Source organism: Pseudomonas sp. JL2, assembly GCF_031570495.1.
GTDB classification, from domain to species: domain Bacteria; phylum Pseudomonadota; class Gammaproteobacteria; order Pseudomonadales; family Pseudomonadaceae; genus Aquipseudomonas; species Aquipseudomonas rhizophila.
Genome location: NZ_JAKUDH010000001.1, coordinates 289470 through 315968, shown reverse-complemented (window position 1 = coordinate 315968; position 26499 = coordinate 289470). Strand labels below are relative to the sequence as shown.

The window sequence follows — 26499 nt, the reverse complement described above, 5'->3', positions numbered from 1 at the left end:
GGCGGGAATAAAAGAAAGCAGGCTAACGGTTTGCCCGGGTGGTGATAGTGCCGACGCTATCGCGAGCAGGCTCGCTCCCACACTGGCCGCAGGGCTTGGAAGAACATCGGTTCCTTGTGGGAGCGAGCCTGCTCGCGATGACGGTAGGTCGGCCAATACCAAGTCGACTGAAACGGCCAAATCGCAAGCAAGCTGTGCTCCCACAAGCGATTCTACCTTGAAAACAAAAAGCCCCGTCACAACGGACAGGGCTTTTCACTTGCAGCTTGAAGCTTACAACTCGACGCTGCTCTTAAATCAGCACACCCTGGCTGCGCAGGTAATCGTCATAGGTGCCGCTGAAGTCGATCACGCCATCGGCGCTCAACTCGATGATGCGGGTGGCCAGGGACGATACGAACTCACGGTCGTGGCTGACGAAGATCAGCGTGCCCGGGTAGTTTTCCAGCGCCAGGTTCAGCGCCTCGATGGATTCCATGTCCAAGTGGTTGGTCGGTTCGTCCATCACCAGCACGTTCGGCTTTTGCAGGATCAGCTTGCCGAACAGCATGCGACCCTGTTCACCACCGGAAATGACTTTGACCGACTTGAGGATCTCGTCGTTGGAAAACAGCATGCGGCCCAAGGTGCCACGAACCAGTTGTTCGCCGCCCTGGGTCCACTGGCCCATCCAGTCGAACAGGTTGACGTCGTCTTCGAAGTCGTGGGCGTGGTCCTGGGCGTAGTAACCCAGTTCCGCGGCGTCGGTCCATTTCACAGTACCGGCGTCCGGCTCCAGTTCATTGACCAGGGTGCGCAGCAACGTGGTCTTGCCGATGCCGTTCGGGCCAATGATCGCCACGCGCTCGCCGGCTTCGACGGTGAAGCTGAAGTCCTTGAACAACGGCTTGCCGTCAAACCCTTTGGCCATGCCTTCGACAATGACCGCCTGACGGTGCAGCTTCTTGGTCTGTTCGAAGCGAATGAACGGGCTGACACGGCTCGATGGCTTGACCTCGGCCAATTGGATCTTGTCGATCTGCTTGGCACGGGAGGTGGCTTGCTTGGCCTTCGAGGCGTTGGCCGAGAAGCGGCTGACGAACGATTGCAGTTCGGAAATCTGCGCTTTCTTCTTGGCGTTGTCCGACAGCAGTTGCTCGCGGGACTGGGTCGCCACGGTCATGTATTCGTCGTAGTTGCCCGGGAACAGGCGCAGCTCGCCGTAGTCCAGGTCCGCCATGTGGGTGCAGACACTGTTCAGGAAGTGACGGTCGTGGGAGATGATGATCATCAGGCTCGAACGCTGGGTCAGCACGTTTTCCAGCCAGCGGATGGTGTTGATATCCAGGTGGTTGGTCGGTTCGTCCAGCAGCAGCACTTCCGGGTCGGAGAACAACGCCTGGGCCAGCAGTACCCGCAGTTTCCAGCCGGGCGACACTTCGCTCATCGGGCCGAAATGCTGCTCGATGCCAATTCCCAGGCCCAGCAGCAGTTCACCGGCACGGGACTCGGCGGTGTAGCCGTCCATTTCGGCGAATTCGGTTTCCAGCTCGGCCACGGCCATGCCGTCTTCTTCGGTCATTTCCGGCAGCGAATAGATGCGGTCGCGCTCGGCCTTGACCTTCCACAACTCTTCGTGGCCCATGATCACGGTGTCGATCACGGTGAATTCTTCGTAGGCGAACTGGTCCTGGCGCAATTTACCCAGGCGCACGTTCGGCTCAAGCATGACCTGGCCGCCGGACGGCTCGAGGTCGCCGCCGAGGATCTTCATGAAGGTCGACTTGCCGCAACCGTTGGCGCCAATCAGACCGTAGCGGTTACCCGCGCCGAACTTGACAGAGACGTTTTCGAACAGTGGCTTGGCGCCGAACTGCATCGTGATGTTAGCTGTAGAGATCAAAGGTTTATCCTGCGGAACATTCAGAGTAGCTAAGGGTGCGGCAGTACCTGTTCAGTACCTGTTTGCGCAGGTCCCGACCGCGCGAAAGCTTCGCGGTCGCAAGCGCAAGGGTCCATCCGGCATAAGAGGACAGCAGCATACGGAGCGCTTGACCCAAATAGACGTACGCCGAAGCCGGAATCCGGTATCGGCCAAAAAGGGGGCGCGTAATGTTTGGCGGCAATTGTACTGATCTGGCCGCGTTAACGATAGGGTGTAACCCAGGCAAGACAGTTTTTCACAACGCAGGGATAACCTTTGGTTACGAGTTGTGGCTAAATTGCCGTCTCACTTACGCCATTCCCCACGCTGTTCGGCTGTGCGGGAAGTGGCAGCCTGTCCACTTTTGATGTGTGCGGATACTGTGAAACTCATCATTGCCGCGATCTATCTTCTCTCTATCGGTTATGTGCACCTGCGCGGGCGCGTTCGGCACAAGCTCGGACGCCAGTTGAGCGACCACTCGTCCTTCCTTGCGCCGATCAACTGCCTGCTTTACCTATGCTCGAAACTGCCCAACAAGCCTTTCCTGAACCCGGCGCAGTTTCCCGACCTGAGCCCGTTGCAGGCCCATTGGCAGGAGATCCGCGCCGAAGGCCAGAATTTGCTGCGAGCGGGGGAGATCAAGCGCTCCAACCAGTACGACGATGTGGGCTTCAATTCGTTCTTCAAGACCGGCTGGAAGCGTTTCTACCTGAAGTGGTACGCCGACAGTCATCCCTCGGCCATGAAGCTGTGTCCGCGCACCACTGAACTGGTGCAGAGCATCGGTTCAATCAAGGCGGCGATGTTCGCCGAACTGCCACCGGGCTCCAACCTGGTTCGTCATCGCGACCCGTATGCCGGGTCCTACCGGTATCACCTGGGTCTGGAAACGCCCAACGATGCCGGCTGCTACATCAATGTCGATGGTGAGCATTACCATTGGCGTGATGGCGAGGCGGTGATATTCGACGAGACGTTCATTCATTACGCCCAGAACACCACGCCTCACAATCGCATCATTCTCTTTTGCGACGTGGAACGCCCCATGAGATTTCGCTGGGCCAGTGCCTTCAACCGCTGGTTCAGCCGCACCGTCATGGCGGCCGCCGGAGCGCCCAATGACGCCGGAGACAAAACCGGCGGCCTGAACCGGGCGTTTTCCAGGCTTTACAGGATTCGCCTGCAAGGCAAGGCGCTGAAGAAGCGCAACCGCAAGCTGTATTACTTGCAGAAGTGGGCGTTCTTCGGCGGTCTGCTGGCGGTCTTCATCTGGATATGAGCGGGTGACTCTCCGTACCTGCGTCATTCCCCAGGTTTTTGCGCATCCAGTTGCTCCCACATCCTGGCCGTGATTCGCTGGCGATGGTTGTACCCCTCCCAAGGATCGGCGCCCAGGTTTCTGGCCCGTTCTAGGGCCGTATAGATGTCCCACTGCTGGGCGTTACGCAGACCGTCAAGCTCGGCCCGGGCAATCGGCACGGATACCGGCAGACCTGGCCGAGCGCGCACGGAATAGGCGCTGACGGTGCTGGCGCCCCGGGCGTTACGCAGGTAGTCGACAAATATCTTCCCGACACGGTTCTTCGGCCCCATGGTCGCGGTGATCCGCTGCGGCATCTGCCGGGTCATGAACAGGGAGATGGCCTTGGCGAAAGCCTTGGTAATGTCCCAGCCCTCACTGCGCGCCAGCGGCACGATGACATGCATGCCTTTGCCTCCGCTGGTTTTGAGGAAGGCCTGCAAACCCAGTTCGTCGAGCACCGAGAGGGTCAGGCGAGTCGCCTCGATCATCGCGCTCCAGGGCAGCGACGGGTCGGGGTCCAGATCAAGAACGAACAGGTCCGGCGTCTCGATCCGATCATGCGTGGCGGCCCATGTGTGCAACTCCACCGTGCCCATTTGGGCCGCGCTGACCAGCGACTGCACACTGTCGATTTCCATCAGCGCGGCATGCCCGGGATCCAGTCGCGGATCCAGCTGTTTGATGTGGGGAATGTCCAGGCGATCGGCGTGTTTCTGAAAGAACTGCTCTTCGCCGATTCCCTCTGGCGCCCTGAGCAGGGCAACCGGGCGCTGCTTCAGGTGCGGCAGAATCCAGGGAGCGATGTCCTCGTAGTACTGCGCCAGTTCGACTTTCTGCACGCCGCTGACACTGTCGATGACGCGCTCAGGGTGGGAAATCTCCACCCCTGAGACCTGTACGCTACGGGCTTTGCCGCGAGGCGTGGTTTTGGCGGGCAGGGGTTTTATCGGAACTGGCTGCTGACGCACAACCTTGCTTGCCGGTATGTCGTTCTGCAGATCCAGGAACACCGCCTGGCGCACCAGGCCGTCGCGGGTCCAATCAGCGAACTCGACTTCACAGACCTCGGTTGGCGCTACCCAATGCACGCCGCGGCTTTGCGCGCTGCTGACCGGTGCGACCAGTGGCGAATCGTCCCGCTCCAGGCTACAGAGTTGCTCGTGCAGTTGTTTGAGCCGGGCTTGTGCGAACCCTGTGCCGACACGGCCGGCATACATCAATCCCTTGGGCCCGTTGACCGCCAGCAACAGTGCACCGAAACCATTGCGCCGACCTTTGGGGCGGGTGAAGCCGACGATCACGAACGGCTGGCGCAGACGGCACTTGAGTTTGATCCAGTCGGCGCTGCGGCGCGACACATAGGGGCTGCCCAGGCGTTTGCCGATCACGCCATCGAGTGCGAGGGCGTTGGCACTTTCAAAAATGTCGTGCTGGTTGGCGGAAAACGACTCGGAGAAGCGCAGGCGCTTGCTGGCATTGTTCTTCAGCGCCTTCTTGAGGGCTGCCCGGCGTTTTTCAACCGGCGCCTGGCGCAGATCGACGCCATTTAAAAAAGGCGCATCAAATAGGACGTACACCAGGTCTACCGTGCGGCCAATCTCGAACGACTGTCGCAGGGCCACAAAGTCAGAGTGGCCGTCGTTATCGAGCGAAACGAGGCCGCCGTCGAGCCAGCTGTCACCCAGATTCAGCTCAGACAACGCATCGGCGTGCAATTGCAGTCGGTCGGTCCAGTCCTGTTGATTGCGGCTGAGCAATCGCACTTGACCCGCTTCAATGCGGGCCATCAGGCGATAGCCATCGAACTGGACTTCATAACGCCATTCACCGGCCGGGGGCTGCTCAACGGGGGTGGCGCGTTGCGGCAACAAGCGCTCGGGAAGGGCACTGCTACCGGTCTGGCTCTGCCGGGTGCGCTTGCGGCTGTGCTTGTGCTCCGGCTCGGCACCGGACAAACGGGCGTATTCACTCTCGGCCTTGGCCATGACGGATTCCCTTGTATTGCTGGCGCCCGGGGATTAGCCCCGGGAGGCCTTGGTGGCTTTTTTCGCGGGAGCGGACTTGCTGGTCTTTGCGGGCTTTGCAGCGGTTTTTCCGGCAGGCTTTTCTGGCGCCTTGCCCTTACCGCCCAGGCTGCGCTTGAGCAGTTCGGTAAGGTCGATGACATCGGCGCTCTTGCGTTGCTCTTCACCCGGATCGGTTTCCACCGCCTCCAGACGGCCTTCTTTGGCCTTTTTCTCCACCAGTTCCATGATCTTGTCTTCGAAGCTGTCCCGGTACTCTTGCGGTTCCCAATCGGCGCTCATGTCCTGCACCAGCCGCTTGGCCATTTCCAGCTCCCCCTTGGCCAGGGTTGGCTTGATGACTTCATCGCCCAGTTCCAGGATGTCGAGTTCGCGCACTTCGGCGGGCCAGCGCAGCATCACCAGCACCAGCGCAGACTCCAGCGGCATCAGCGCTGCCAGATGCTGGCGGGTATGCAGCACGACATGGGCCAGCGCCACCTTGTTGGTCTTGATCAGGGTTTCGCGCAGCAGGGCGTAGACCTTGCCGCCGCGTTTGTCTGGCGCCAGGAAGTAGGGCGTGTCGATGTTTTGCAGGGGAATTTTGTCGCTGTCGACGAAAGAAAAAATATCGATGGTCTGGGTGGACTTGGGGTGGGCGGAGCGAATCTCCTCTTCGCTCAGCAGGACGTATTGACCCTTCTGGTATTGCACACCCTTGACGATATTTTCCTTGGTCACTTCCTTGCCGGTGACCTTGTTCACTCGCTTATAGCCAACCGGGTCCATGCTGCGCTTGTCCAGCCAGTCAAAATCCACTCCCTGGGAGGACGTGGCCGACACCAGCGCCACAGGAATGTGGACCAGTCCGAAGCTGATTGCGCCTTTCCAGATTGCCCGTGCCATGGAGGGGTTTCCTTGCCGATGAATGAGTCATTCAGGTGACCTTGCGGCGTTCGCAAAAGTTTCCATGGAGCGCCGGTTGACCCGCCCCGCATTGCCTTCGAGACGCTTGGTTACATCTTCGGACGGACATTTCCCTTAACAACGGCGAACCGGCGGCGTAGCGTGCTTTCGATATGCCTGAATCCAAGAGGTGCTCCGATGAACAGGCTGCTACTCGCTCTCATGACGCTGTTGCTGACCACCGCCGCCCACTCGGCAACGCCCGACTGCGGGGCCATGGTCCTGGCCCAGAACCTGCCAGGTAACAACAATCCCTATAACAGCCCGATCCGCCGGGCCAATCCCAACAGCATGCAGGGCACCCGGCCCAACGTGCCGATGATCCATAACAACCCGACCGTTCCCGTTCCCCGGCCACCCACGCTGGAAAATGGCGGTATCGGCAACGGCTATCCCCGTTCCGGTCAGCCTGCCGGCTCGCCACGGCCTACCATCAAGCCCAATCCACCGCCGAGGGACACCTCAAACGACATTCGCTGAGTACCGAGCCCTGGCAGTCTTTATTCACACCACAGAAGGAAGTGTGCATGTTGCGTAAAACACTCCTGGCCGCATTCTGCGCCAGCGCTGTACTGACTCTCGCCACGCCGGCGTCTGCCGCGCAAAGCCGGCAACTCAAGAGCGAGGAGGGCACGGTGGAGGTGACCACCGTGGTCAAGGGGCTCGAACACCCCTGGTCCGTAGCTTTCCTGCCTGATCAACAGGGCATGTTGGTGACAGAGCGAGCGGGCAACCTGCGTCGGGTCAGCCCGGATGGCCAGCTCTCGGCACCATTGAACGGCGTACCTGAGGTCTGGGCCAGAGGCCAGGGCGGTTTGCTGGACGTCGTGCTGTCGCCGGACTTCAAGCAGGACCGTACGGTCTACCTGTCTTACGCCGAAGCCGGCGATGACGGCAAGGCAGGCACCGCCGTGGGCCGTGGGCAATTGTCCGAAGACCTGCAGAGTCTGAAGAACTTCAATGTGATTTTCCGCCAGCAGCCCAAGCTTTCCACCGGGAACCACTTTGGGTCGCGCCTGGTGTTCGACCGGGACGGCTATCTGTTCATCACCCTGGGGGAAAACAACGAGCGGCCCACGGCCCAGGACCTGGATAAGCTCCAGGGCAAGATCGTGCGCATCTACCCCGACGGCAAGGTGCCGGACGATAACCCGTTTGTCGGTCAGGCAAACGTACGCCCCGAGATCTGGTCCTACGGCGTTCGCAATCCCCAAGGGGCGGCGCTCAATCCCTGGAACGGTACGTTGTGGGAGAACGAGCACGGCCCCAGGGGCGGCGATGAGCTGAATATCATCGAGCGCAGTAAGAATTACGGCTGGCCGCTGGCGACTCACGGCATCAACTACTCCGGGGCGCCGATTCCGGAAGCCGGCGGCAAGACCGCCGAAGGTACGCTTGGTCCTTTTCATGTCTGGGAAGTGTCACCCGGACTGAGCGGCATGGCGTTCTATGACAGTGACCGCTTCAAGGCCTGGCAACACAGCGTGTTCATCGGTGCGCTGGTGTCCCGGAATCTGATCCGCCTGGAACTGGAGGGAGACAAGGTTGTGCACGAAGAACGCCTGCTGGGTGAGCTTGGCGAGCGCATCCGCGACGTGCGCCAGGGGCCGGATGGTTTCCTGTACGTGCTGACAGATGATGACGATGGGACGCTCTATAAAGTCGGGCTCAAGTGATTCGCAACAGTGCCCATTGACTTGCCAGCCAGCGGCAGGCTAATTTCCAGGCATGACCAGCACCGTATTGCGTAGCCAGCCAAGCATTATTACCGCCATTCCTTATTTGGCGGGCTAGCTGACGACTGCACCCAACCCGCCTCCGAGGCGGGTTTTTTCTTTCTGTCTCCGGAGTTTTGTCCAAACCAGGAGACCGCCATGCCTACCACCCGCCCCGAGCAAGCCCTGCTAGAACATTACGTCAAGAAGATCCTGGCCGCGCCGGTGTACGAACTGGCCGTGCGCACACCGTTGCAAGCGGCCACCGGACTGTCCGAAGCCTTGGGCAACCGGATCCTGCTCAAGCGTGAAGACCTGCAGCCGACTTTTTCTTTCAAGATCCGTGGCGCCTACAACAAACTGGTGCAACTGACCGCCGAGCAACGGGCTCGCGGTGTCATCACCGCTTCAGCGGGCAATCATGCCCAGGGCGTGGCGCTGGCCGCGCGGGAGCTGGGCATATCGGCCAGCATCGTCATGCCACTCACCACACCGCAGCTCAAGGTGCTGGGCGTGCGCAACCGGGGCGCCGAAGCAGTGCTGCACGGGGAGAGCTTTCCCTTTGCCTTGGAATACGCACTGGAGCTGGCCCGACAGACCGGACGAGAGTTCGTTTCGCCCTTCGATGATCCGGACGTGATCGCCGGGCAGGGCACCGTCGCCATGGAAATCCTGCGTCAGCACCCAGGCAGCCTGGACGCGATTTTTGTCCCGGTCGGTGGCGGGGGGCTGATTGCCGGGGTCGCGGCCTACGTCAAGTACCTGCGCCCGGAGGTTCGCATCGTCGGGGTGGAGTCACAACATTCCGCCTGTCTCCAGGCGGCGCTGGCAGTCGGTGAACGGGTCAGTCTGGCGAGCGTGGGAACCTTTGCCGATGGCGTGGCTGTCGCGCAAATAGGGGCCTATGGCTTCGACATCTGCCGTTTCTGCGTTGATGACGTGATCACCGTCACTGACGACCAATTGTGCGCAGCCATCCGAGACATCTATGACGATACCCGGTCGATAACCGAGCCCTCGGGCGCCTTGGCGGTCGCCGGCATCAAGCAGTACGTCGCCCAAACCGGCGCGCGAGGCCAAACACTGGTGGCAATCGATTCCGGCGCGAATATCAACTTCGATAGCCTGCGCCATGTGGCAGAGCGGGCTGGCGCCGAAGTCATTTGACGTTTTTTACGCAACGTCACACTTTTTTCGAAGCAGCCGACGGGTGCCCACTCACCCCTGCGCAATAGGGTCTAATCTAGCTTGCGACAGGATCACTGGCGATTGCAGTTTGCATGAGGAAAATCCCGCTTCCTTGCAATTTGCACGCGCGCTCTCACAGTCCTGGACGCTAAGTAGTTGATTTGGATCAATCGGGATTTTCTTTAAAGCAGGCATATTTTTTGCGGGATGATTAGGGAGTCGCTGCACGGGCTCATTAATTAGAAAACGCCAAGAACGAACGAACGGCACGGCATTCGTAGTCCCAGTCCGCAGGGAAGAACGGACGAAAATACCGCCGTCGTGAACATAAATTGGCCGCCTCAACAGGAGAGAGTCGCCATGTTTTTATCTGCCCTCGAAATGCGAAACATCATTGAAAGCAGCTTGCTGCCCAAGCGCTCGCAATGCACGTTGTCACCTGATTTGTCGATGACAATCAAGATCTATGACGATCATGAAACCGATCGTGTGGCATTGATCAAAACCGATATCGATGCCAATAAACTCAATGGCTGCCGGGCAATCAACGACCTGATCGCCGAGTTGCGCTCCGAACTCGACCAAAATCACCACACCGGTAATCACTTCCATCAGCAACACCGCATGACCGGGCGCTGATCACGGCCTTGTCTTCCCAAGAATCACCTCCGGGTTCGGTCATTGTCCGAACCCGGTGCCGTGCTTTTCCCAAACAGCTCAATCCAGTTGTTGCCGGTAAGGCAGATCCGGCCCGGTCCGGCCGCACGTCAGCGCAGCAGCGCGCATGGCAAAAGCGAGCATCTCGCTCACCTGCTCCCGGGTCAGGGTATGCAGGCCTTCCACCGAATCCAGTTGGTGCTCGGTCAGCCAGGTAATCAACGCCGCCTGGAAGGTATCCCCTGCGCCCACGGTATCGGCGATCTGCACCGAACATGCCGGCATTGACCAGGAACCGTGCTGGCGGCTGAATACCGTCGCGCCTTGACTGCCACGGGTAAGGAACACCAATTGGCAACGGTGCTCCATCCAACCCTCGATGATGGTCTGTGGCGGTTGGTCGGGATAAAGAAGACTCAGGTCTTCGTCGCTGACTTTGATCAAATCGGCATATTCGACCAGCGTTGCGATTCGCGAGCGCCACAGTTCGATGTCCGGTTGCGGGTTGAGTCGCACGTTCGGATCCAGGCTGACCAGGCGTTTACCGCTCTCGCGTCGCACCAAGGCCAGTAGGGTGTCGGCAATCGGCTGCACCACAAGAGAGAAGGAGCCGACATGCAGCCCCCGTACGTGCTCACCGAGCACCGGTAGGTGGTCCAGGCCTAGTTGCCGGTCCGCGCATCCTTCACCGCGAAAGCTATAGTGGGGCGAACCGTTGGCACCGACCGCCACCATTGCCAGGGTCGTAGGCGCGTCGAAGTCCAGTGCGTACTCGGTGCTGACACCTTCGGCAGCCAGGACCTGATGCAAGCGTCGGCCCAGGTAGTCCGTGGACAGCCCGCCAAACAGTGCCGATTCCACGCCCAGGCGTCGCAACCCGACTGCCACGTTGAACGGCGAGCCGCCCGCGATGGCTTTGAAGTTGACCTGCGACGACGGACCGCCCATCTCGTTTTCGCTGAAAAAATCAAACAGTGCTTCACCACATACCAAATACATAGTTCTTTTATCTCAAAGGGTTGCGATACGTTCTTGATAGTTGGCATAAGCTTTTTGCGATGCTGCGACCTGCTCGGTAATGGGCCGGGTTTCGCTGGCTGGGTCGAGCTTGACACAGCGCTCGCACAGATCGGCCAGGCTTTGCTGTGAGCCTGAATGGCACCACGCCGCCTGAATCGCCGCACCCAGGGCGGCCGCTTCGCTCTGTTCAGTGCAAATGACCGTGGTATCCATGATGTCGGCGACGATCTGCCGCCAAACCGGGCTTTTCGAACCACCGCCGATCAAGCGGATGCTCTGGGCCTCGAGCCCGTTGGCGCGCAGCAGGTCCAGGCCATAGCGCAAACCGAAGGTGGTGCCTTCGACCACCGCCCGACACAGATTGGCCTGGGTCAGGTTGGTGGTGGTCAGCCCGAAAAGGCTGCCGGTGGCATGGGGCAGGGCGGGAACTCGCTCGCCGTTGAGAAACGGCAGCATGCACACGCCTTCGGCGCCTATCGGGGCCCTTGCCACCAAGGCGTTGAAGGCGTCGATGTCCAGCTCCAGCAGCTCGCGCATGGCCCCGGTGGCGTTGGTCAGGTTCATGGTGCAGATCAGCGGCAGCCAGCCGCCGCTGGATGAGCAGAAGGTTGCCACCGACGGCTGCGGACTGACCGCAGGTTCGGCGGCATAGGCGTAGACCGTGCCGGAGGAGCCCAGGCTCATGGTGATCACGCCGGGCTGGATGTTGCCGGTGCCGATAGCGCCCATCATGTTGTCGCCACCTCCGCTGGCCACCAGCGCGTCGGGATTGATGCCCAGGTGCGCGGCAACGGCCGGCAGGATCCGCCCGACCGGCTGATGGGCCTCGATCAGCTCCGGTAATGCCGATTGCAGCCGACCGCTGGGATCGATGTGCTGCAGCAACCGCGCGTCCCATTGACGGGTGCGTACGTTGAAATAGCCGGTGCCCGAGGCGTCGCCGTATTCGCTGCAATGGCGGCCGGTGAGCCAGTGATTGAGAAAGTCGTGGGGCAGCAGGATGCTGGCGATGCGTTCGAAAACCTGGGGATGCTGCTCCCGCGTCCAGAGCAGTTTGGAAACCGTGTAGCCCGGCGCGATCACCACGCCGAGGCGTGCGAGACTGCCGTCTTCACCCCCCAGGTAGGCCAAAAGCCGATCGTTTTCCGGCGTCGTCTCGGTGTCGCACCACAGCTTGGCCGGGCGCAAGACCTGGCCCTGGTCGTCAAGCAGCACCAAGCCGTGTTGCTGGCCGGACACGCCGATGCCGAGGATCGCCTGGCCATCGACCCCGGCGGCGGCCAGGGCTTGGTGAGTCGCCTGGGTGAACGCATCGAGCCATTGCTGGGTGTCTTGTTCACGGCGACCGTTGGCCCCGCTGATCATGCTGTGGGCAGCGGCACCCTGGCCGAGCACCTGGCCGCTGAGCGTATCCAGGATCAGTGCCTTGGTGCCTTGGGTGCCGCAGTCGATGCCCAGGAACAGTTGTTGGTTTGCCATAAAAATCCTTGGGTGAGTCAGATCGATATCTGCAAGAAGTCATCGGCCGGTAAACACAAACCCCGTGGCGAGGGAGCTTGCTCCCGCTGGGGCGCGAAGCGGCCCCATCAACCTGACAACTAGGTGTCTCAGGCCGATCCAAGGGGCTGCTGCGCAGCCCAGCGGGAGCAAGCTCCCTCGCCACAGAAGCGGATTGCGTGCGCAGTTTAGTCCGCGTCAGCCAACACTCGCTCAAGCGTCCGCGTGACCCCGTGTTCGCGCAAGCTGTTGCAGCACCACTCGAAGGCTGCCACGAACTCGGGCGAGTGGGGAATGGCCGTACCGAAAATCTCTTCGACCTCCAGCAGGCGCTGGGTCACCAACGCATCGTCGGCCACCAGCGCCTGGCAGAACGCCGCCCGCGGGTCCGGGATCGAATACGTCACGCCGTTCTCATCCACGCCCTTCAGGTACACGGCCCAGGCCGCCACCACCAGCGCCGCGCGACGGGTTTGGCCGCCGTCGGCAATCAAGCGGTTGATCGTCGGCACGGTGAATTTGGGAAACTTCGACGAGCCGTCCGAACACACCCGCTCCAACTGGTCGGCAATTGCCTGGTTGGAAAAACGCTCCACCAGCGTGTTCTTGTAGTCGGTCAGGTCGATCCCTGGCACGGGTGCCAGTTGCGGGGTCACGTCCAGGTCCATGTAGGCACGCATGTAACGCACGAACAGCGGGTCGTTCATGGTTTCGTGGACGAAGCGATAACCCTTGAGAAAACCCAGGTAGGTCAGCGCCAGGTGACTGCCGTTGAGCAACTTGATTTTCATTTCTTCATAGGGCGAGACGTCATCGGTGAACTGCACGCCGACCTTTTCCCAGGCCGGGCGACCGTTGACGAATTTGTCTTCCAGGACCCACTGCACGAAAGGCTCGCAGACCACCGGCCAGGCATCGTCGACCCCATGCTCGTCATGCAGTTGCAGCCGGTGGGCGACGCTGGTCATGGGCGTGATGCGGTCAACCATGGCGTTGGGGAAGCTCACGTGGCGATCGATCCATTGGCCCAGCTCGGCGTCGCGCAACGCGGCGAATGCCAGCAGCGCCTTGCGGGTCACGGCACCGTTGTGCGGCAGGTTATCGCAGGACATCAGGGTGAACGCCGGGGTGCCGGCGGCCCGGCGCCTGGCCAGGGCGGCACAGAGGAAACCGAAGACGGTTTTCGGCTCGTCAGGATGGGCCAGATCGTGCTGGATCTGCGGCAGGTGGGCCATGAACTCGCCGTTACTGTCGTCGATGCAATAGCCGCCCTCGGTGATGGTCAGCGAGACGATGCGGATTTGCGGGTCGGCCAGTTTGTCGATCAGGGCCTGGGCGCCGTCTTCGGCCAGCAGCATGTCATTGATGGCTCCGATCACCCGGATTTCGGTGTCGTCGGTGTCGCCCAGCTCGTACAGGGTAAACAGGTAGTCCTGGCTGGCCAGGTCATCCCGGGCGCGGCGATCTTCGGCCCGCAAGCCCACGCCGCAGATGGCCCAGTCCAGGTCGGTGCCGGTGTTCATCAGCGCATCAGTGTAGTAAGCCTGGTGCGCGCGGTGGAAGCCGCCGACGCCGATGTGGGCGATGCCCTGGCTGATCTCGCTCAAGGAATAAGCGGGCAGGGCGACCTCAGGGCTGAGGTTGTGCAGGTTCTGTCGATTGAGTTTCATCACAAATCTCGGTAATCAGGCGGCGATGCGCAGCGCACGGGTGACCGCCACGCCCTCGGCATCGAATAAGTGGCAGTGTTCAGCATCCAGGTGCAGGTTCAGTTGCTCACCGAAACGGCTCGCCAGGTCGCCGCGCACGCGCATGGTCAAGGCTTCACCGGAGGCGGTGACGACGTGACAGAAGGTGTCGCTGCCCAGACGTTCGCTGACATCGGCGGTGACTTGCAGCGTGCAATCGCCCGGTTGTGCGAGGTTCAAATGCTCCGGGCGAATCCCCAGGGTCACCGCGCCGCCGACGCTCAGGCTGGCCCCACTCATGGGCAGGCTGATCCGGGTGCCGGCGTCCAGCAGGACCTCACAACCCTGGTTCTCCAGCCGTGTGACTTTGCCTTTGAGAAAGCCCATTTTTGGCGTACCGAGGAATCCGGCGACAAACAGGTTGGCCGGCTGGTGATACAGCTCCAGCGGCGAGCCGATCTGTTCGACGCGCCCGCTGTTGAGCACCACCACCTTGTCGGCCAGGGTCATGGCTTCGACCTGATCGTGGGTGACGTAGATCATCGTTGCCTGCAGCTCCTTGTGCAGGCGCGCCAGCTCCAGGCGCATCTGCACGCGCAGGGCGGCGTCGAGGTTGGACAGCGGCTCGTCGAACAGGAAAATCTTCGGGTTGCGCACGATGGCCCGGCCAATCGCCACACGCTGGCGCTGGCCGCCGGACAACTGTTTAGGTTTGCGCTCAAGCATCGGCCCCAATTCGAGGATGCGCGCCGCTTCGTTGACCTTTTTCTCGACCTCGGCCTTGGGCACGCCGGCCAGGTCCAGGGCGAAGGACATGTTCTTGCGCACGCTCATGTGCGGGTACAGCGCGTAGGTCTGGAACACCATCGCCAGGTCGCGCTTGGCCGGACTGACTTCGGTGATGTCCCGGCCGTCCAGTTCGATGGTGCCGTCGCTGACTTCTTCCAGGCCGGCGATCAACCGCAGCAGCGTGGACTTGCCACAACCCGACGGGCCGACGAAGACCACGAACTCACGGTCGTTCACCTCAAGGTCGATGCCCTTGATGATGGAGAAACCTTCGAAGCCTTTTTGCAGATTCTTGATTTTCAGGTTGGCCATGATGGTGGGCCTCCACTTCTGATTATTGTGTAGGGCGCGTTATTTCACGGCGCCGAAGGACAAACCGCGTACCAGCTGTTTCTGGCTGATCCAGCCGAAAATCAGGATCGGTGCGCAGGCCAGGGTCGAGACGGCCGACAACTTGGCCCAGAACAAGCCTTCGGGGCTGGAGTAGGACGCGATCAGGGCCGTCAGCGGCGCGGCTTTGGACGAGGTGAGGTTCAGCGACCAGAACGCCTCGTTCCAGCACAGGATCAGCGACAGCAGTACGGTGGAGGCCAGGCCACCCTTGGCGATGGGCAACAGGACGCGAACCATTTCCTGCCACAGCGTGGCGCCATCCAGACGCGCGGCTTCAAGGATGTCGCGGGGAATGTCCTTGAAGTAGGTGTAAATCATCCAGACCACGATCGGCAGGTTGATCAGCGTGTAGATGATGATCAACGCAGTCCGCGTGTCCAGCAGGCCAAAGCTCTTGGCCAGCAGGTAGATCGGCATCAGCACGCCCACCGGTGGCAACATTTTGGTGGAGAGCATCCACAGCAACGTGCCCTTGGTGCGCTGGGTTTCATAGAACGCCATGGAGTAGGCCGCCGGCACCGCAATCAGCAGGCAAAGGGCGGTGGCGCTGAAGGAAATCACCACCGAGTTCCAGGCGAAGCTGAAGTAGTTGCTGCGCTCGTTGATGTGCAGGTAGTTCTCCAGCGTCGGCGTGAAGATGAACTGCGGCGGCGTGGCGAACGCGTCGATTTCGGTCTTGAAGCTGGTCAGCACCATCCAGAAGATCGGGAAGAAGATCAGGATCGCGATGGCCCAGGCCAGCGTCCCCAGCAGCAGGCTTTGCAGGCGACGGGATTGTTGAAGTGTCATGGCTGCGGCCTCAGTTCTTGTCGGTGAGGTTTTTGCCGATCATCCGGACCAGGATGATGGCGGCGATATTGGCAATCACCACGGCAATCAAGCCGCCGGCCGAAGCCATGCCGACGTCGAACTGCACCAGCGCCTGGTTGTAGATCAGGTAGGCGAGGTTGGTCGAGGCATAGCCGGGGCCGCCGTTGGTGGTGGTGAAAATCTCGGCGAACACCGACAGCAGGAAAATGGTTTCAATCATCAGCACCACCGCAATCGGGCGCGCCAGATGGGGCAGGGTCAGGTGCCAGAAAATCGCGATGGGCCCCGCGCCATCCAGGCGGGCGGCTTCTTTCTGTTCCTGATCGAGGGACTGCATGGCCGTCATCAGGATCAGGATCGCGAAGGGCAACCATTGCCAGGACACAATGATGATGATCGACAGCAGCGGGTAGTGGGCCAGCCAGTCCACCGGCTGCGCGCCGAACAGTTTCCACACCGAGGCGAGAATTCCCGAGACCGGGTGGAAAATCAGGTTCTTCCAGATCAGCGCGCCCACCGTGGGCATGATGAAGAACGGCGAGATCAGCAATACCCGCACGATGCCCCGGCCGAAAAACTCGCTGGCCTCCAGCAGCGCACTGATCAACACCCCGAACACGATGCTGATCAGCAACACGCTGCCCACCAGCAGCAGGGTATTGGTGGCACCGGGTACGAAGCCCGAATCGGTCAGGAAGTAAGTGAAATTCTCCAGCCCGACAAATTCGTTCTCGCCGGGGTAAAGCAGGTTGTAGCGGATCAGCGAGAAGTAGACGGTCATGCCCAGTGGCACGATCATCCACAGCAGCAGCAACCCCACCGAGGGGCTGACCAGAAACCAGCCTGGATTGGCCAAGCGGCTTTTGCGAACCGGTGGGGCAATCTCGCTGTGTGCTTTGGCGGTTGTCGTTGAACTATTCATGGCATTGAACCGATTTGTGCGGGCCTACAAAAATCCATTGTGGGAGCGAGCCTGCTCGCGATAGCGCAGGGTCAGGCAACATAGATGTTGAATGTGCCGGCCTTATCGCGAGCAGGCTCGCTCCCACATTGACGTCGGGGTTACTTGGGATAACCTGCGCGTTTCATCTCGCGTTCCGTGGTGGACTGCGCTGCGGTCAACGCCTGGTCCACGGTCTGCTGGCCGGTCAACGCGCCCGAAAAGAACTTGCCGACCTGGGTGCCGATGGCCTGGAACTCAGGAATGGTCACCAACTGGATACCGATATAAGGCACAGGCTTGAGAGTGGGGGCTTTCGGGTCAGCGACTTTCAACGACTCCAAGGTCACCTTGGCAAACGGCGCGGCCTTCATGTAGTCGTCGCTATAAGTCGACGTACGTGTGCCTGGCGGTACGTTGGCAACGCCATCGGTCTTGGCGACCAATTGGCTGTATTCCTTGGACGTCGCCCACATGGTAAAGACCTTGGCCGCTTCCTTGGCTTTGGAACTGGCGGGGATGGCCAGCGACCAGGAGTACATCCACGAGGTGCCTTTGTCAGTCGTTTCATGGGGGGCGAAGGTGAATCCGACGTGATCGGCCACCTTGCTTTGGGTCTTATCGGTGACGAACGAACCGGCGACGCTGGCATCGACCCAGATTGCACATTTGCCGCTGTTGAACAGCGCCAGGTTCTCGTTGAAACCGTTGCTGGAAGCGCCCGGCGGGCCGGATTTCTTCATGTTGTCGACGTAGAAGTTCAGGGCATTCTTCCACTCGGGGCCATTGAACTGCGGCTGCCACTTCTCATCGAACCAGCGCGCGCCAAAACCGTTGGCCAGGGTCGTGATCAGCGCCATGTTTTCGCCCCAACCAGCCTTGCCTCGCAGACACAGGCCATATTGCTCCTTGGTCTTGTCAGTGAGTTTTTCCGCGAACTCACCGATCTGGGTCCAGGTCGGGTGTTCGGGCATGGTCAGCCCGGCGTCCTTGAACAGGTCGGTGCGGTAGTAGGTGATCGAGCTTTCGGCATAGAACGGCAGGGCGTAGAGCGTGCCCTTGACCGATAGGCCTTCACGCACGGACGGAAAAATATCATCCAGGGCATAACTGGCCGGCAAATCCTTCATCGGCTCCAGCCAACCCTTGGCCCCCCAGAGTGCGGCTTCGTACATGCCGATGGTCAGCACGTCGAACTGCCCGCCCTGGGTGGCGATGTCGGTGGTCAAGCGCTGGCGCAGGACGTTTTCTTCGAGCACCACCCAATTGAGCTTGATGTCCGGGTGCTCAGCCTCGAAGGTCTTCGAGAGCTTTTGCATGCGGATCATGTCGCTGTTGTTGACGGTGGCAATGGTGAGGGTCTGTGCGCCGAAACTGACGCTGCTGAGGGTCATGCAGGTGGAGACAAGCAGAGCTTTTACCGAAGGTTTCATCGCGCACTCCTTTTCCGCGCCCAAGGGCTGCGGAAGGACAGTTATTGTTTTTGTGTCTTCCGGATGAAGGGAAGAATGTGCGCTGATTACAGCCCTCAATCGCCGGCGAGACAAATCATCCGTCGCACTTGCGCTGATACTTTTTTGCACTGGATGGGATTTGGTCTGAGAAGGGGTTAGCTGTGGCGAGGGGATTTATCCCCGCTGTGTGGGAGCAAGGCTTGCCCGCGATGAGGATGACGCGGTCTTCCGGAGAACCGAGGCGCCTGCATCGCGAGCAAGCTTTGCTCCCACATAAATCCCGCCACAGAGATAATCCGGGATTGTCAGCCCTGGTTCTGTTCGGTCAACCGCTGCACCGCCAGCCGCCGGTAATGGGAAGGGGTCATGCCCTTGAGCTGCTGAAAGCGCCGGTTGAAGTTGGATATGTTGTTGAAGCCCGATTCAAAACACACGTCCGTCACCGGTTTGTCGCCGTCGGCCAACAACTCGCAGGACTTGCTGATACGCAGGCGATTGACGAACTCGATGAAACAGCGGCCGGTGGCTTGTTTGAAGACGCGGCTGAAGTACGTCGGTTTCATGCCCAGATGGTCGGCCACTTCTTCCAGGGACAGTTCCCGTGCGTAATGGGCAAAGATGTAATCCACCGCGCGGTTGGTACGGTCAACGCTGTGCTCATCCGCCGGTTGCGCAGCGGTGGCCCCGGAAAGCAACTGATAGTCATCGGTTGCGGCCAGCAGCTCCATCAGGATGAAAAAATGCCCCAGGCGACTCATGCCTTGGGAATCGGCGATGCGCTGCATCAGGATCATGGCCTGGCGGATAGTGCGCTTGCAGCGAAATTCGATGCCGTACTGGGCGCGCTCCAGCAACGGCGCGACGGTCTTGAGCTCGGCAAACACCTGATGGCCGCTCTCGAACAGCTCGTCGGTAAAATTCACCAGCATGTCACGCTTGGGCACCACTTCGTCCTCGGCGACCTGGCTGATCCAGTTGTGGGGCAGGTTGGGGCCGGTGAGAAACAGCGATTGCGGGTAAAAGTTGCCGATATAGTCACCGATGAATACCTTGCCGGAGCTGGCGACGATCAGGTGCAACTCGTATTCCTTATGGAAATGCCAGCGCACCAGCGGGCACGGGAAACCGTGCTGGCGATAGATGATGGACAGCCCGTTATGGTCGTCCATCAGCTCATAGGAAGGGTCGGTGACTCTTGCAGTTCGGGTCATGGCCTGGCGCTTTTATTGTTATTGCCGCTGGATAATGCCCCCTTCGCCGCACGGGTGCTACCCCGTAACGCTTCCGGCCTGACTGTTGCGGTTCTTCTCCTCAATCCACTGGGACATGTATTGAGTGCTCTTGTGCTGGTGATGACGCAACATGCTGCCGGTGAAGTTATCCCGGCGCCGTTGCTCAAGGTCGGCGCGACAGGCTTCGAGGCAATCGATCAGCGCCGGGGCGTGGACCTGTCGGCGGTAACGGTCCGCCAGCAGGGCCAGGCCGTTATCCTGGGCGCGGGTCCAAAGGCTCTGCTCGCGGTACAACTGCACAGCGGCGTGGGCGATATCTTCGGCGCTTTGGGCAATCGCTCCGGGCCAGGGCATTTCACCGTGCATGGCTTCTGCGCCGATGGGTGTGGTGACATTGGGTGTGCCGCACAGCATGGCATCGATCAGCTTGCCCTTGATGCCGGCACCGAAACGCAACGGCGCCAGACAGACACGCGCCGCCGACATGACCTGCAGCGCGTCTTCGGCCCAGTTCATGATGTGAAACCCTTGGGCCGGGTTGTGCAGCGTCGCAGCCTTGGGCGGGGTGTAGGCGCCATACAGGTGCAGTTGCGCATCAGGCAGCTGTTGGCGGATCAATGGCCAAATGGCGTTTTTCATCCAGAGCACGGCGTCCCAGTTCGGCGCGTGGCGGAAATTGCCGATGCTGAGGAAATGCGCCCGGTCTTCGAACGGCACGCGTGCTTCGCTCGGCAGGTCCAGCATCAGTGGGCACCAATGCAAGAGGTTGCGGGGCAGTTTGAAGTGCTCTACCAGCAACTCGATCTCGACTTCGGACACCATCAGGCTCAGGTCGCACCGGTACAGGGCGGCGATTTCCCGCTTGGCCAGGTCGGTGCCGGCCATCAACTCGAACGCTTGAGGCAGGTCCTGCGCAAACAGATCGCTGAAATCCTGGGAAACGTCATCCTTCTTCAACCGATCCTTGAGCCGCTGATGCCGGGCGTGGCGCAGGCTTTGCAAATCGGACGTCTCCAGCACCCGAAGGGTGCCGGGGCAGTGTTTCTCGACCCGCCAGCCGAACTGTTCTTCCATCATGAACTGGTCGAACAACACGATATCCGGGGCCAGTTCAGCGATGAATGTATCGAAACTGCTGCTGTTGAGCTCGATCGGCACTTCGCCGATCCCCAGCGCGATCAGGTCGGCACGGTTCTCGCCAGGGCCCGCGGGACTGCTGAAGGTGATGTCCCAGCCTTGCCCAAGGAAGGCTTCGAGGATCTGCATGACGTGCCCGCTGGCAGCCGATGAACGCGGCTCGGGCCAGACATAGCCGATAACCAGGACCTTGGTGGCGGTGGGTTGACGCATGAGCGGGTGCTTCCTTGGAACGAATCGACGTGGGCGCTATCAGCGCGGGGCGCCGATAGTGACCAACAATTGCGTCAGGCTCAAGAAAGAATGCCGTTGACCTTGTCGCGCAACTGATCGATGGAAAAAGGCTTGCCAATCACCGCCATGCCTTCAGGCACATCGATGCTTTCGGCGTAACCGCTGGCAAACAGAATGGGTAACTGAGGCCGAGCCGATCGGGCCTGCTTGGCCAGCTCGCGACCGTCCATCACCGGCAGGCCGACATCGGTCATCATCAGGGCGATGGGCTGCGCATCGTTACGCAGATACGCCAAGGCCTGTTCGCAGCCGTCCGCTTCCAGTACCTGGTATTCCAGCTCTTCCAGCACGTCGACAATCAACATACGTACGATGTCGTCGTCTTCGACTACCAGAATGGTTGGCTGGGTATCAGGAGCGGGGTTGTGCATGGTAGACATTCTCAGGGGATTGGGTTGGGGAGGTGTGCCAAAAAACGGCCTTATGCATGAGTAAGTAGCGAGGGGGCACAAGTTCCCTGGGTTGTACAAGAAAGGATCTATAGTACAAGAGCTGACAAGGATCGTCGCTTCCTCAGGCTTTTCGTGGAGTTTGCGCCTTTGCCCCGTCAGAATGTGGATCCAACCGGTATTTTTCGGCAAACTCCACGGTTTTCAACTGTCCACCAAGGCTTATTCCATGACTCCTTCGTCTTCGGTTGACGAGCAAAGTTTTCGCAAGCTCCTGAGCCGCAATATCAGCCTGCCACTGGGCATGGGCGCCCTCAGCGCGGTGTTTTTCATTGTGCTGATCACCTATCTGCTGTCGGTGATCCAATGGGTCGGGCATACCGATCGGGTGATCAATAATGCCAATGAAGCGCTCAAGCTGAGCGTGGATCTGGAAACCGGCATGCGCGGCTACCTTCTGACGGGCGACGAGCATTTCCTCGACCCCTATGAAGTGGCCAAACCGCGTATCGCCGTCGCCCTGGAGACATTGTTGGAATTGACAGCCGACAACCCGATCCAGACCGACCGCCTGCATAAAGTGCAAGCGCTCCAGGTGGAGTGGGCCAACTACGCGCAAAGCATGATCGACCTGCAACGCAGCAGTGGCGATTACCGGGGAGCGGTGAAGGCCGGGCGTGGCAAGCGCTTGACCGATGAAATACGCAAGACCTACGAGGATATCGTCGAATCCGAGCAGCAGCTGCGTGCCGAACGCAACGACCAGGTGCGCACCACCACCCTCTGGAGCATCGCTCTGTACCTGTTGTTCGTGGCCGCCGTCAGCGGCTTGCTGGCCTATGTCGGGCGCCGGGATCTGTTGGGGCTGTCCAACAATTACAGCGCCAGCCTGAAGGTCCAGCAGCAGAGTGCTTTGCATCTGGAAAAACAGGCCTGGCTGCGCAATGGCCAGACGCTACTGGCCGAGCAGGTTCTGGGGCAACTGACGTTGAACCTGCTGGGACGCAACATCCTGCAGTTCTGTGCCCAATACATGGGCGCTGTAGTGGCCGCACTGTATGCGCGGGAAGAAAGCGGCCTGCTCAGGCGCGTCGCCACCTACGGCATGTCCCGAGAGGATGAAGAGCAACAGCAACAGGTGATCGTTGTCGGCGAAGGCATCGCTGGCCAGGCGGTCCAACAGGCGCGACTCATCCGCCTGGATGACGTGCCCGACGACTACCTGAAAGTCAGTTCGGGGTTGGGCCAGGGGTTGCCCAACAGCGTACTGGTCATGCCCACCAGTGACGATGACCGGATCAACGGCGTTGTCGAACTGGGCTTCCTGCGACCTGTGACCGATCGCGATATCGAACTGCTGGAACTGGTGGCCGGCAATATTGGCACCTCCATCGAAGCGGCCCGTTACCGGCAGCGTTTGCAGGAAGTCCTCGCCGAAACCCAACAGTTGAACGAAGAACTGCAAGTTCAGCAGGAAGAACTCCGGACCGCCAACGAAGAGCTGGAAGAGCAGTCACGCATCCTCAAGGAGTCCCAGGCGCATCTGGAAGCCCAACAACAGGAACTGGAGCAGACCAACGAGCAACTGGCTGAACAACGCGATGCCATGGACCAGAAGAACAGCGAGCTGAACCTGGCGCAGATCCAGTTGCAGGAACGCGCCGAAGAGTTGCAGCGTTCGAGCAAATACAAGTCCGAGTTCCTGGCGAACATGTCCCATGAACTGCGTACACCGCTCAACAGCTCACTGATCCTGTCCAAACTGCTGGCGGAGAATCCGCAGCAGAACCTCAACGAGGAACAGGTGAAATTTGCCGAGTCGATCTATTCCGCCGGTAACGATCTGCTGAACCTGATCAATGACATTCTCGACATTTCCAAGGTCGAGGCCGGGAAACTGGAAGTGCGTCCGGAGAACACCGGCGTGACGCGCCTGGTGGAAGGCTTGCGTGACATGTTCATGCCCCTGGCGACGGAAAAAGGCCTGAGCTTCGAGGTGCAACTGCTGCCCGACGCCCCGGCCATGCTGTATACCGACCGCCAGCGTCTGGAGCAGGTACTTAAGAACCTGCTGTCCAACGCCATCAAGTTCACCGAGAAAGGCACGGTATGCCTGACGGTGGCCGGCCAGGCCGGGGCGGGCATCGCGTTCATGGTGCGGGACTCAGGAATCGGCATCGCCGCCGATCAGCAACAAAGCATCTTCGAAGCCTTCCGCCAGGCCGATGGCACTACGAATCGCCGGTACGGCGGGACCGGTTTGGGCCTGTCGATTTCCCGCGACCTGGCCACCTTGCTCGGCGGCTCGATCTCTGTCTCCAGCGAGCCGGGGCAGGGCAGTGTGTTTACGCTGGTATTGCCAGAACGCTATGTCGAGTCGGGTGAGCCGCTGGTAGAACCGGGGATGTTCACTGCGACCACCACAATGGCGCCACCCGCGCCCCCTGAACCCGTCAGCGCACCGCTGATCGCCCAGGTCGATGTGCCCGTCGCCCCCTTCGCCGATGACCGCGACAAGGCACCGTTCAACACCCGCTGCATTCTGGTGATCGAAGACGAGCCCAGCTTTGCCCGGATCCTGTTCGACCTGGCCCACGAACTCGGTTACCAATGCCTGGTGGCCCAAGGTGCCGATGAAGGCTTCGACCTGGCTTCGCAATTGAGCCCCGATGCAATCCTGCTGGACATGCGCCTGCCGGATCACTCCGGGCTGACGGTATTGCAGCGGCTCAAGGAGCAACCTGGAACCCGGCACATCCCGGTACATGTGATTTCCGTCGAGGATCGCGTAGAAGCCGCGATGCACATGGGCGCCGTCGGCTATGCGGTCAAACCGACCTCTCGCGAAGAACTCAAGGAGGTATTCGCCCGCCTGGAAGCCAAGCTGACCCAGAAGGTCAAGCGGGTGCTGCTGGTGGAGGACGATGATTTGCAACGCGACAGTATCACCCGACTGATCGGTGACGATGACATCGAGATCACCGCTGTCGGCCTGGCGCAGCAAGCCCTGGACCTGCTGCGAAGCAACGTCTACGACTGCATGATCATCGACCTGAAGCTGCCTGACATGCTGGGCAATGACCTGCTCAAGCGCATGTCCACCGAAGATATCTGCTCATTCCCGCCCGTGATCGTCTACACCGGACGCAACCTGACCCGCGATGAAGAAGCCGAACTGCGCAAGTATTCACGCTCGATCATCATCAAGGGCGCCCGTTCGCCGGAGCGGTTGCTGGACGAAGTGACACTTTTTCTGCACAAAGTCGAATCCCGGTTGTCCCATGAACGGCAGCGGATGCTCAGGACCGCCCGCAGCCGCGACAAGGTTTTCGAGGGCCGTAAAGTGCTGCTGGTGGACGATGATGTGCGCAACATTTTCGCCCTGACCAGTGCCCTGGAGGCCAAGGGGGCGATCGTCGTCATCGGCCGTAACGGCTATGAAGCGATCGAGCGTCTGAACGAAGTCGACGACATCGACCTGGTGCTGATGGATGTGATGATGCCGGAGATGGACGGTTTCGAGGCCACCGCGCTGATCCGCAAGGACCCGCGCTGGCGCAAGCTGCCCATCATTGCCGTGACGGCCAAGGCCATGAAGGATGATCAGGAGCGCTGCCTGGCGGCCGGTTCCAACGATTACCTGGCCAAGCCGATCGATCTGGATCGTCTGTTCTCGCTGATTCGCGTGTGGTTGCCGAATATGGAAAGAATTTAGTGGAACGTAACACTGACATTGAAATCCGTTTGTTGATCGACGCGATCTACCTCAAGTACAGCTACGATTTTCGGGACTATTCCGGCGCCTCCATCAAGCGTCGGGTCCAGCACGCGCTGAGCCAGTTCGAGTGCAAGACCATCTCGGCACTGCAGGAGCGCGTGTTGCACGACCCGGGCATGTTCATGCAACTGCTGCAACTGTTGACGATCCCTGTCAGTGAGATGTTTCGCGACCCGTCGCATTTCCTGGCGATCCGCGAAGAAGTGGTGCCGCTGCTCAAGACCTATCCTTCGATCAAGATCTGGATCGCTGGTTGCAGCACCGGGGAGGAGGTCTATTCCATGGCGATCCTGCTGCGCGAGGAAGGGCTGCTGGACCGCACGCTGATTTATGCCACCGACATCAATCCGCGGTCCCTGGAAAAAGCCAAGCAGGGCATTTTTTCGCTCGAGAACGTACGGGCCTACACCCAGAATTATCAGCGCGCGGGAGGGCGGCGATCATTTGCCGATTACTACACCGCCGCCTACGATTACGCGATGTTCGACAAAACCCTGCGCGAGAACGTGACCTTTGCCGATCACAGCCTGGCGACTGATAGCGTATTCTCAGAAACTCAGTTAATTTCATGTCGTAACGTCTTGATATATTTTAACAAAAAGCTGCAAGATCGCGCGTTCGGATTGTTCCATGAGTCCCTCTGTCACCGAGGTTTCCTGGTACTGGGCAGTAAAGAGACACTGGATTTTTCGTCTTTCGGCAAGCAATTCGAGCCGTTGGTCAAACAGGAACGGATCTATCGCAAGTTATGAACCAGACGATGCACAGATCCAGATCGCCCATTCAAGCCATTGTCGTCGGTGCATCCGCCGGCGGCGTCGAAGCGCTGCTCAAAGTCTTCGGGCAACTGCCAAAGGGCTTCGGCGTACCCATTCTGGTCGTGTTGCATCTGCCCGATGAGCGTGACAGCCAGATGGCCCAGGTCTTCGGCCATCGTCTGGCGATACCGGTGCAGGAAGCTCAGGACAAACAGAACATTCAACCGGGCACTTTGTATGTAGCCACACCCGGCTATCACCTGTCGGTCGAGGCCGACCGCAGTCTTTCGTTGAGCCTGGAGGAACCGGTGCACCATTCGCGGCCGTCGATAGATGTGCTGTTCGAATCCGCCGCCGACGCCTTCGGTCCGAACCTGCTGGCGGTCGTGCTGACCGGCGCCAACAACGACGGTGCCCAGGGCCTGGCCAAGGTCCGGGAGCTGGGTGGAATCACGGTGGTCCAGGACCCCGGCGAAGCCCAGGTTTCGACCATGCCCGAAGCAGCACTTGCCCTGCAAGAGCCCGACCATATCCTCACTTTGCAAGGCATCGGCCAATTGTTGGCCGCTCTGGAATGAACCA

General features: G+C 60.1%; 21 protein-coding genes. 8 read left to right on the top strand and 13 right to left on the bottom strand.

Annotated features, from left to right (window positions below):
- Positions 1-292 precede the first annotated feature (292 nt).
- Positions 293-1882, bottom strand: a complete 1590-nt coding sequence (locus MKS85_RS01470) for an ABC-F family ATPase (protein WP_076384583.1) — start codon at positions 1880-1882, stop codon at positions 293-295.
- 403 nt (positions 1883-2285) lie between these two features.
- Between MKS85_RS01470 and lpxO the strand changes: the two genes are divergently transcribed.
- A complete protein-coding gene (gene lpxO, locus MKS85_RS01465) occupies positions 2286-3185 on the top strand; it encodes a lipid A hydroxylase LpxO (protein WP_310662591.1) in 900 nt (299 codons plus the stop codon).
- A 23-nt stretch (positions 3186-3208) separates the two neighbouring features.
- On the opposite strand, the gene ligD is transcribed toward lpxO, so the two are convergent.
- Together ligD and MKS85_RS01455 are read right to left on the bottom strand one after the other, a co-directional pair.
- On the bottom strand, positions 3209-5194 hold the full coding sequence (gene ligD / locus MKS85_RS01460; RefSeq protein ID WP_310662590.1) for a DNA ligase D: 1986 nt from the start codon (positions 5192-5194) through the stop codon (positions 3209-3211).
- 33 nt (positions 5195-5227) lie between these two features.
- Positions 5228-6118, bottom strand: coding sequence for a Ku protein (locus MKS85_RS01455; RefSeq protein ID WP_076384587.1), 891 nt, complete (start codon positions 6116-6118; stop codon positions 5228-5230).
- Positions 6119-6316: 198 nt separating this feature from the next.
- Here MKS85_RS01455 and MKS85_RS01450 point away from each other — a divergent pair, with 198 nt between their 5' ends.
- From MKS85_RS01450 to MKS85_RS01435, 4 genes are all read left to right on the top strand, one after another.
- Positions 6317-6658 carry a hypothetical protein gene (locus tag MKS85_RS01450; protein ID WP_188250837.1) on the top strand — a complete coding sequence of 114 codons (342 nt, stop codon included), beginning with the start codon at positions 6317-6319 and terminating at the stop codon, positions 6656-6658.
- A gap of 47 nt (positions 6659-6705) precedes the next feature.
- Positions 6706-7854: a PQQ-dependent sugar dehydrogenase gene (locus MKS85_RS01445; protein ID WP_139050041.1), complete on the top strand. Its 1149-nt coding sequence runs from the start codon at positions 6706-6708 to the stop codon at positions 7852-7854.
- 198 nt (positions 7855-8052) lie between these two features.
- A complete protein-coding gene (ilvA, locus tag MKS85_RS01440) occupies positions 8053-9060 on the top strand; it encodes a threonine ammonia-lyase, biosynthetic (protein WP_080962918.1) in 1008 nt (335 codons plus the stop codon).
- Positions 9061-9441: 381 nt separating this feature from the next.
- Entirely contained in the window at positions 9442-9720 is a 279-nt protein-coding gene (locus MKS85_RS01435) for a DUF1652 domain-containing protein (protein WP_047229116.1), read from the top strand.
- Between the two features lie 78 nt (positions 9721-9798).
- On the opposite strand, the gene MKS85_RS01430 is transcribed toward MKS85_RS01435, so the two are convergent.
- The 10 genes from MKS85_RS01430 to MKS85_RS01385 all read right to left on the bottom strand — a co-directional run bounded on the left by MKS85_RS01430 (position 9799) and on the right by MKS85_RS01385 (position 21363).
- Positions 9799-10737: a carbohydrate kinase gene (locus MKS85_RS01430; protein WP_310662589.1), complete on the bottom strand. Its 939-nt coding sequence runs from the start codon at positions 10735-10737 to the stop codon at positions 9799-9801.
- Positions 10738-10749: 12 nt separating this feature from the next.
- Complete coding sequence (gene xylB / locus MKS85_RS01425) at positions 10750-12237, bottom strand: xylulokinase (RefSeq protein WP_305468465.1); 1488 nt, start codon at positions 12235-12237, stop codon at positions 10750-10752.
- 206 nt (positions 12238-12443) lie between these two features.
- Positions 12444-13925 carry a mannitol dehydrogenase family protein gene (locus MKS85_RS01420; protein ID WP_310662588.1) on the bottom strand — a complete coding sequence of 494 codons (1482 nt, stop codon included), beginning with the start codon at positions 13923-13925 and terminating at the stop codon, positions 12444-12446.
- A 15-nt stretch (positions 13926-13940) separates the two neighbouring features.
- On the bottom strand, positions 13941-15044 hold the full coding sequence (locus tag MKS85_RS01415) for an ABC transporter ATP-binding protein (protein WP_188250844.1): 1104 nt from the start codon (positions 15042-15044) through the stop codon (positions 13941-13943).
- Between the two features lie 39 nt (positions 15045-15083).
- A complete protein-coding gene (locus MKS85_RS01410; protein ID WP_047229111.1) occupies positions 15084-15914 on the bottom strand; it encodes a carbohydrate ABC transporter permease in 831 nt (276 codons plus the stop codon).
- Positions 15915-15924: 10 nt separating this feature from the next.
- On the bottom strand, positions 15925-16857 hold the full coding sequence (locus MKS85_RS01405; RefSeq protein WP_047229110.1) for a carbohydrate ABC transporter permease: 933 nt from the start codon (positions 16855-16857) through the stop codon (positions 15925-15927).
- A 140-nt stretch (positions 16858-16997) separates the two neighbouring features.
- On the bottom strand, positions 16998-18308 hold the full coding sequence (locus MKS85_RS01400) for a sugar ABC transporter substrate-binding protein (RefSeq protein ID WP_047229109.1): 1311 nt from the start codon (positions 18306-18308) through the stop codon (positions 16998-17000).
- A gap of 326 nt (positions 18309-18634) precedes the next feature.
- Positions 18635-19540 (bottom strand): AraC family transcriptional regulator, encoded by a 906-nt coding sequence (locus tag MKS85_RS01395; RefSeq protein WP_047229108.1) that lies wholly within the window; start codon positions 19538-19540, stop codon positions 18635-18637.
- Between the two features lie 57 nt (positions 19541-19597).
- A complete protein-coding gene (locus MKS85_RS01390) occupies positions 19598-20911 on the bottom strand; it encodes a glycosyltransferase (RefSeq protein WP_310662587.1) in 1314 nt (437 codons plus the stop codon).
- Between the two features lie 80 nt (positions 20912-20991).
- Positions 20992-21363 (bottom strand): response regulator, encoded by a 372-nt coding sequence (locus MKS85_RS01385; protein WP_047229106.1) that lies wholly within the window; start codon positions 21361-21363, stop codon positions 20992-20994.
- A 247-nt stretch (positions 21364-21610) separates the two neighbouring features.
- On the opposite strand from MKS85_RS01385, the gene MKS85_RS01380 reads away from it, so the two are divergent.
- From MKS85_RS01380 to MKS85_RS01370, 3 genes are read left to right on the top strand one after another with little or no spacing between them, the layout of a single operon-like run.
- Positions 21611-25096, top strand: a complete 3486-nt coding sequence (locus tag MKS85_RS01380) for a response regulator (protein ID WP_047229179.1) — start codon at positions 21611-21613, stop codon at positions 25094-25096.
- A complete protein-coding gene (locus MKS85_RS01375) occupies positions 25096-25911 on the top strand; it encodes a protein-glutamate O-methyltransferase CheR (protein WP_047229105.1) in 816 nt (271 codons plus the stop codon). Before MKS85_RS01380 ends, MKS85_RS01375 begins: the two co-directional genes overlap by 1 nt.
- Positions 25908-26495 carry a chemotaxis protein CheB gene (locus MKS85_RS01370; protein WP_047229104.1) on the top strand — a complete coding sequence of 196 codons (588 nt, stop codon included), beginning with the start codon at positions 25908-25910 and terminating at the stop codon, positions 26493-26495. Before MKS85_RS01375 ends, MKS85_RS01370 begins: the two co-directional genes overlap by 4 nt.
- The last annotated feature ends 4 nt before the right edge of the window (positions 26496-26499 follow it).

Excerpts from the sequence above, each read along its gene's own strand:
- ligD (WP_310662590.1), bottom strand. The coding sequence starts at position 5,194 with ATGGCCAAGGCCGAGAGTGAATACGCCCGTTTGTCCGGTGCCGAGCCG.
- MKS85_RS01455 (WP_076384587.1), bottom strand. The coding sequence starts at position 6,118 with ATGGCACGGGCAATCTGGAAAGGCGCAATCAGCTTCGGACTGGTCCAC.
- MKS85_RS01450 (WP_188250837.1), top strand. The coding sequence starts at position 6,317 with ATGAACAGGCTGCTACTCGCTCTCATGACGCTGTTGCTGACCACCGCC.
- MKS85_RS01445 (WP_139050041.1), top strand. The coding sequence starts at position 6,706 with ATGTTGCGTAAAACACTCCTGGCCGCATTCTGCGCCAGCGCTGTACTG.
- ilvA (WP_080962918.1), top strand. The coding sequence starts at position 8,053 with ATGCCTACCACCCGCCCCGAGCAAGCCCTGCTAGAACATTACGTCAAG.
- MKS85_RS01435 (WP_047229116.1), top strand. The coding sequence starts at position 9,442 with ATGTTTTTATCTGCCCTCGAAATGCGAAACATCATTGAAAGCAGCTTG.
- MKS85_RS01430 (WP_310662589.1), bottom strand. The coding sequence starts at position 10,737 with ATGTATTTGGTATGTGGTGAAGCACTGTTTGATTTTTTCAGCGAAAAC.
- xylB (WP_305468465.1), bottom strand. The coding sequence starts at position 12,237 with ATGGCAAACCAACAACTGTTCCTGGGCATCGACTGCGGCACCCAAGGC.
- MKS85_RS01420 (WP_310662588.1), bottom strand. The coding sequence starts at position 13,925 with ATGAAACTCAATCGACAGAACCTGCACAACCTCAGCCCTGAGGTCGCC.
- MKS85_RS01415 (WP_188250844.1), bottom strand. The coding sequence starts at position 15,044 with ATGGCCAACCTGAAAATCAAGAATCTGCAAAAAGGCTTCGAAGGTTTC.
- MKS85_RS01410 (WP_047229111.1), bottom strand. The coding sequence starts at position 15,914 with ATGACACTTCAACAATCCCGTCGCCTGCAAAGCCTGCTGCTGGGGACG.
- MKS85_RS01405 (WP_047229110.1), bottom strand. The coding sequence starts at position 16,857 with ATGAATAGTTCAACGACAACCGCCAAAGCACACAGCGAGATTGCCCCA.
- MKS85_RS01400 (WP_047229109.1), bottom strand. The coding sequence starts at position 18,308 with ATGAAACCTTCGGTAAAAGCTCTGCTTGTCTCCACCTGCATGACCCTC.
- MKS85_RS01395 (WP_047229108.1), bottom strand. The coding sequence starts at position 19,540 with ATGACCCGAACTGCAAGAGTCACCGACCCTTCCTATGAGCTGATGGAC.
- MKS85_RS01390 (WP_310662587.1), bottom strand. The coding sequence starts at position 20,911 with ATGCGTCAACCCACCGCCACCAAGGTCCTGGTTATCGGCTATGTCTGG.
- MKS85_RS01385 (WP_047229106.1), bottom strand. The coding sequence starts at position 21,363 with ATGCACAACCCCGCTCCTGATACCCAGCCAACCATTCTGGTAGTCGAA.
- MKS85_RS01380 (WP_047229179.1), top strand. The coding sequence starts at position 21,611 with ATGACTCCTTCGTCTTCGGTTGACGAGCAAAGTTTTCGCAAGCTCCTG.
- MKS85_RS01370 (WP_047229104.1), top strand. The coding sequence starts at position 25,908 with ATGAACCAGACGATGCACAGATCCAGATCGCCCATTCAAGCCATTGTC.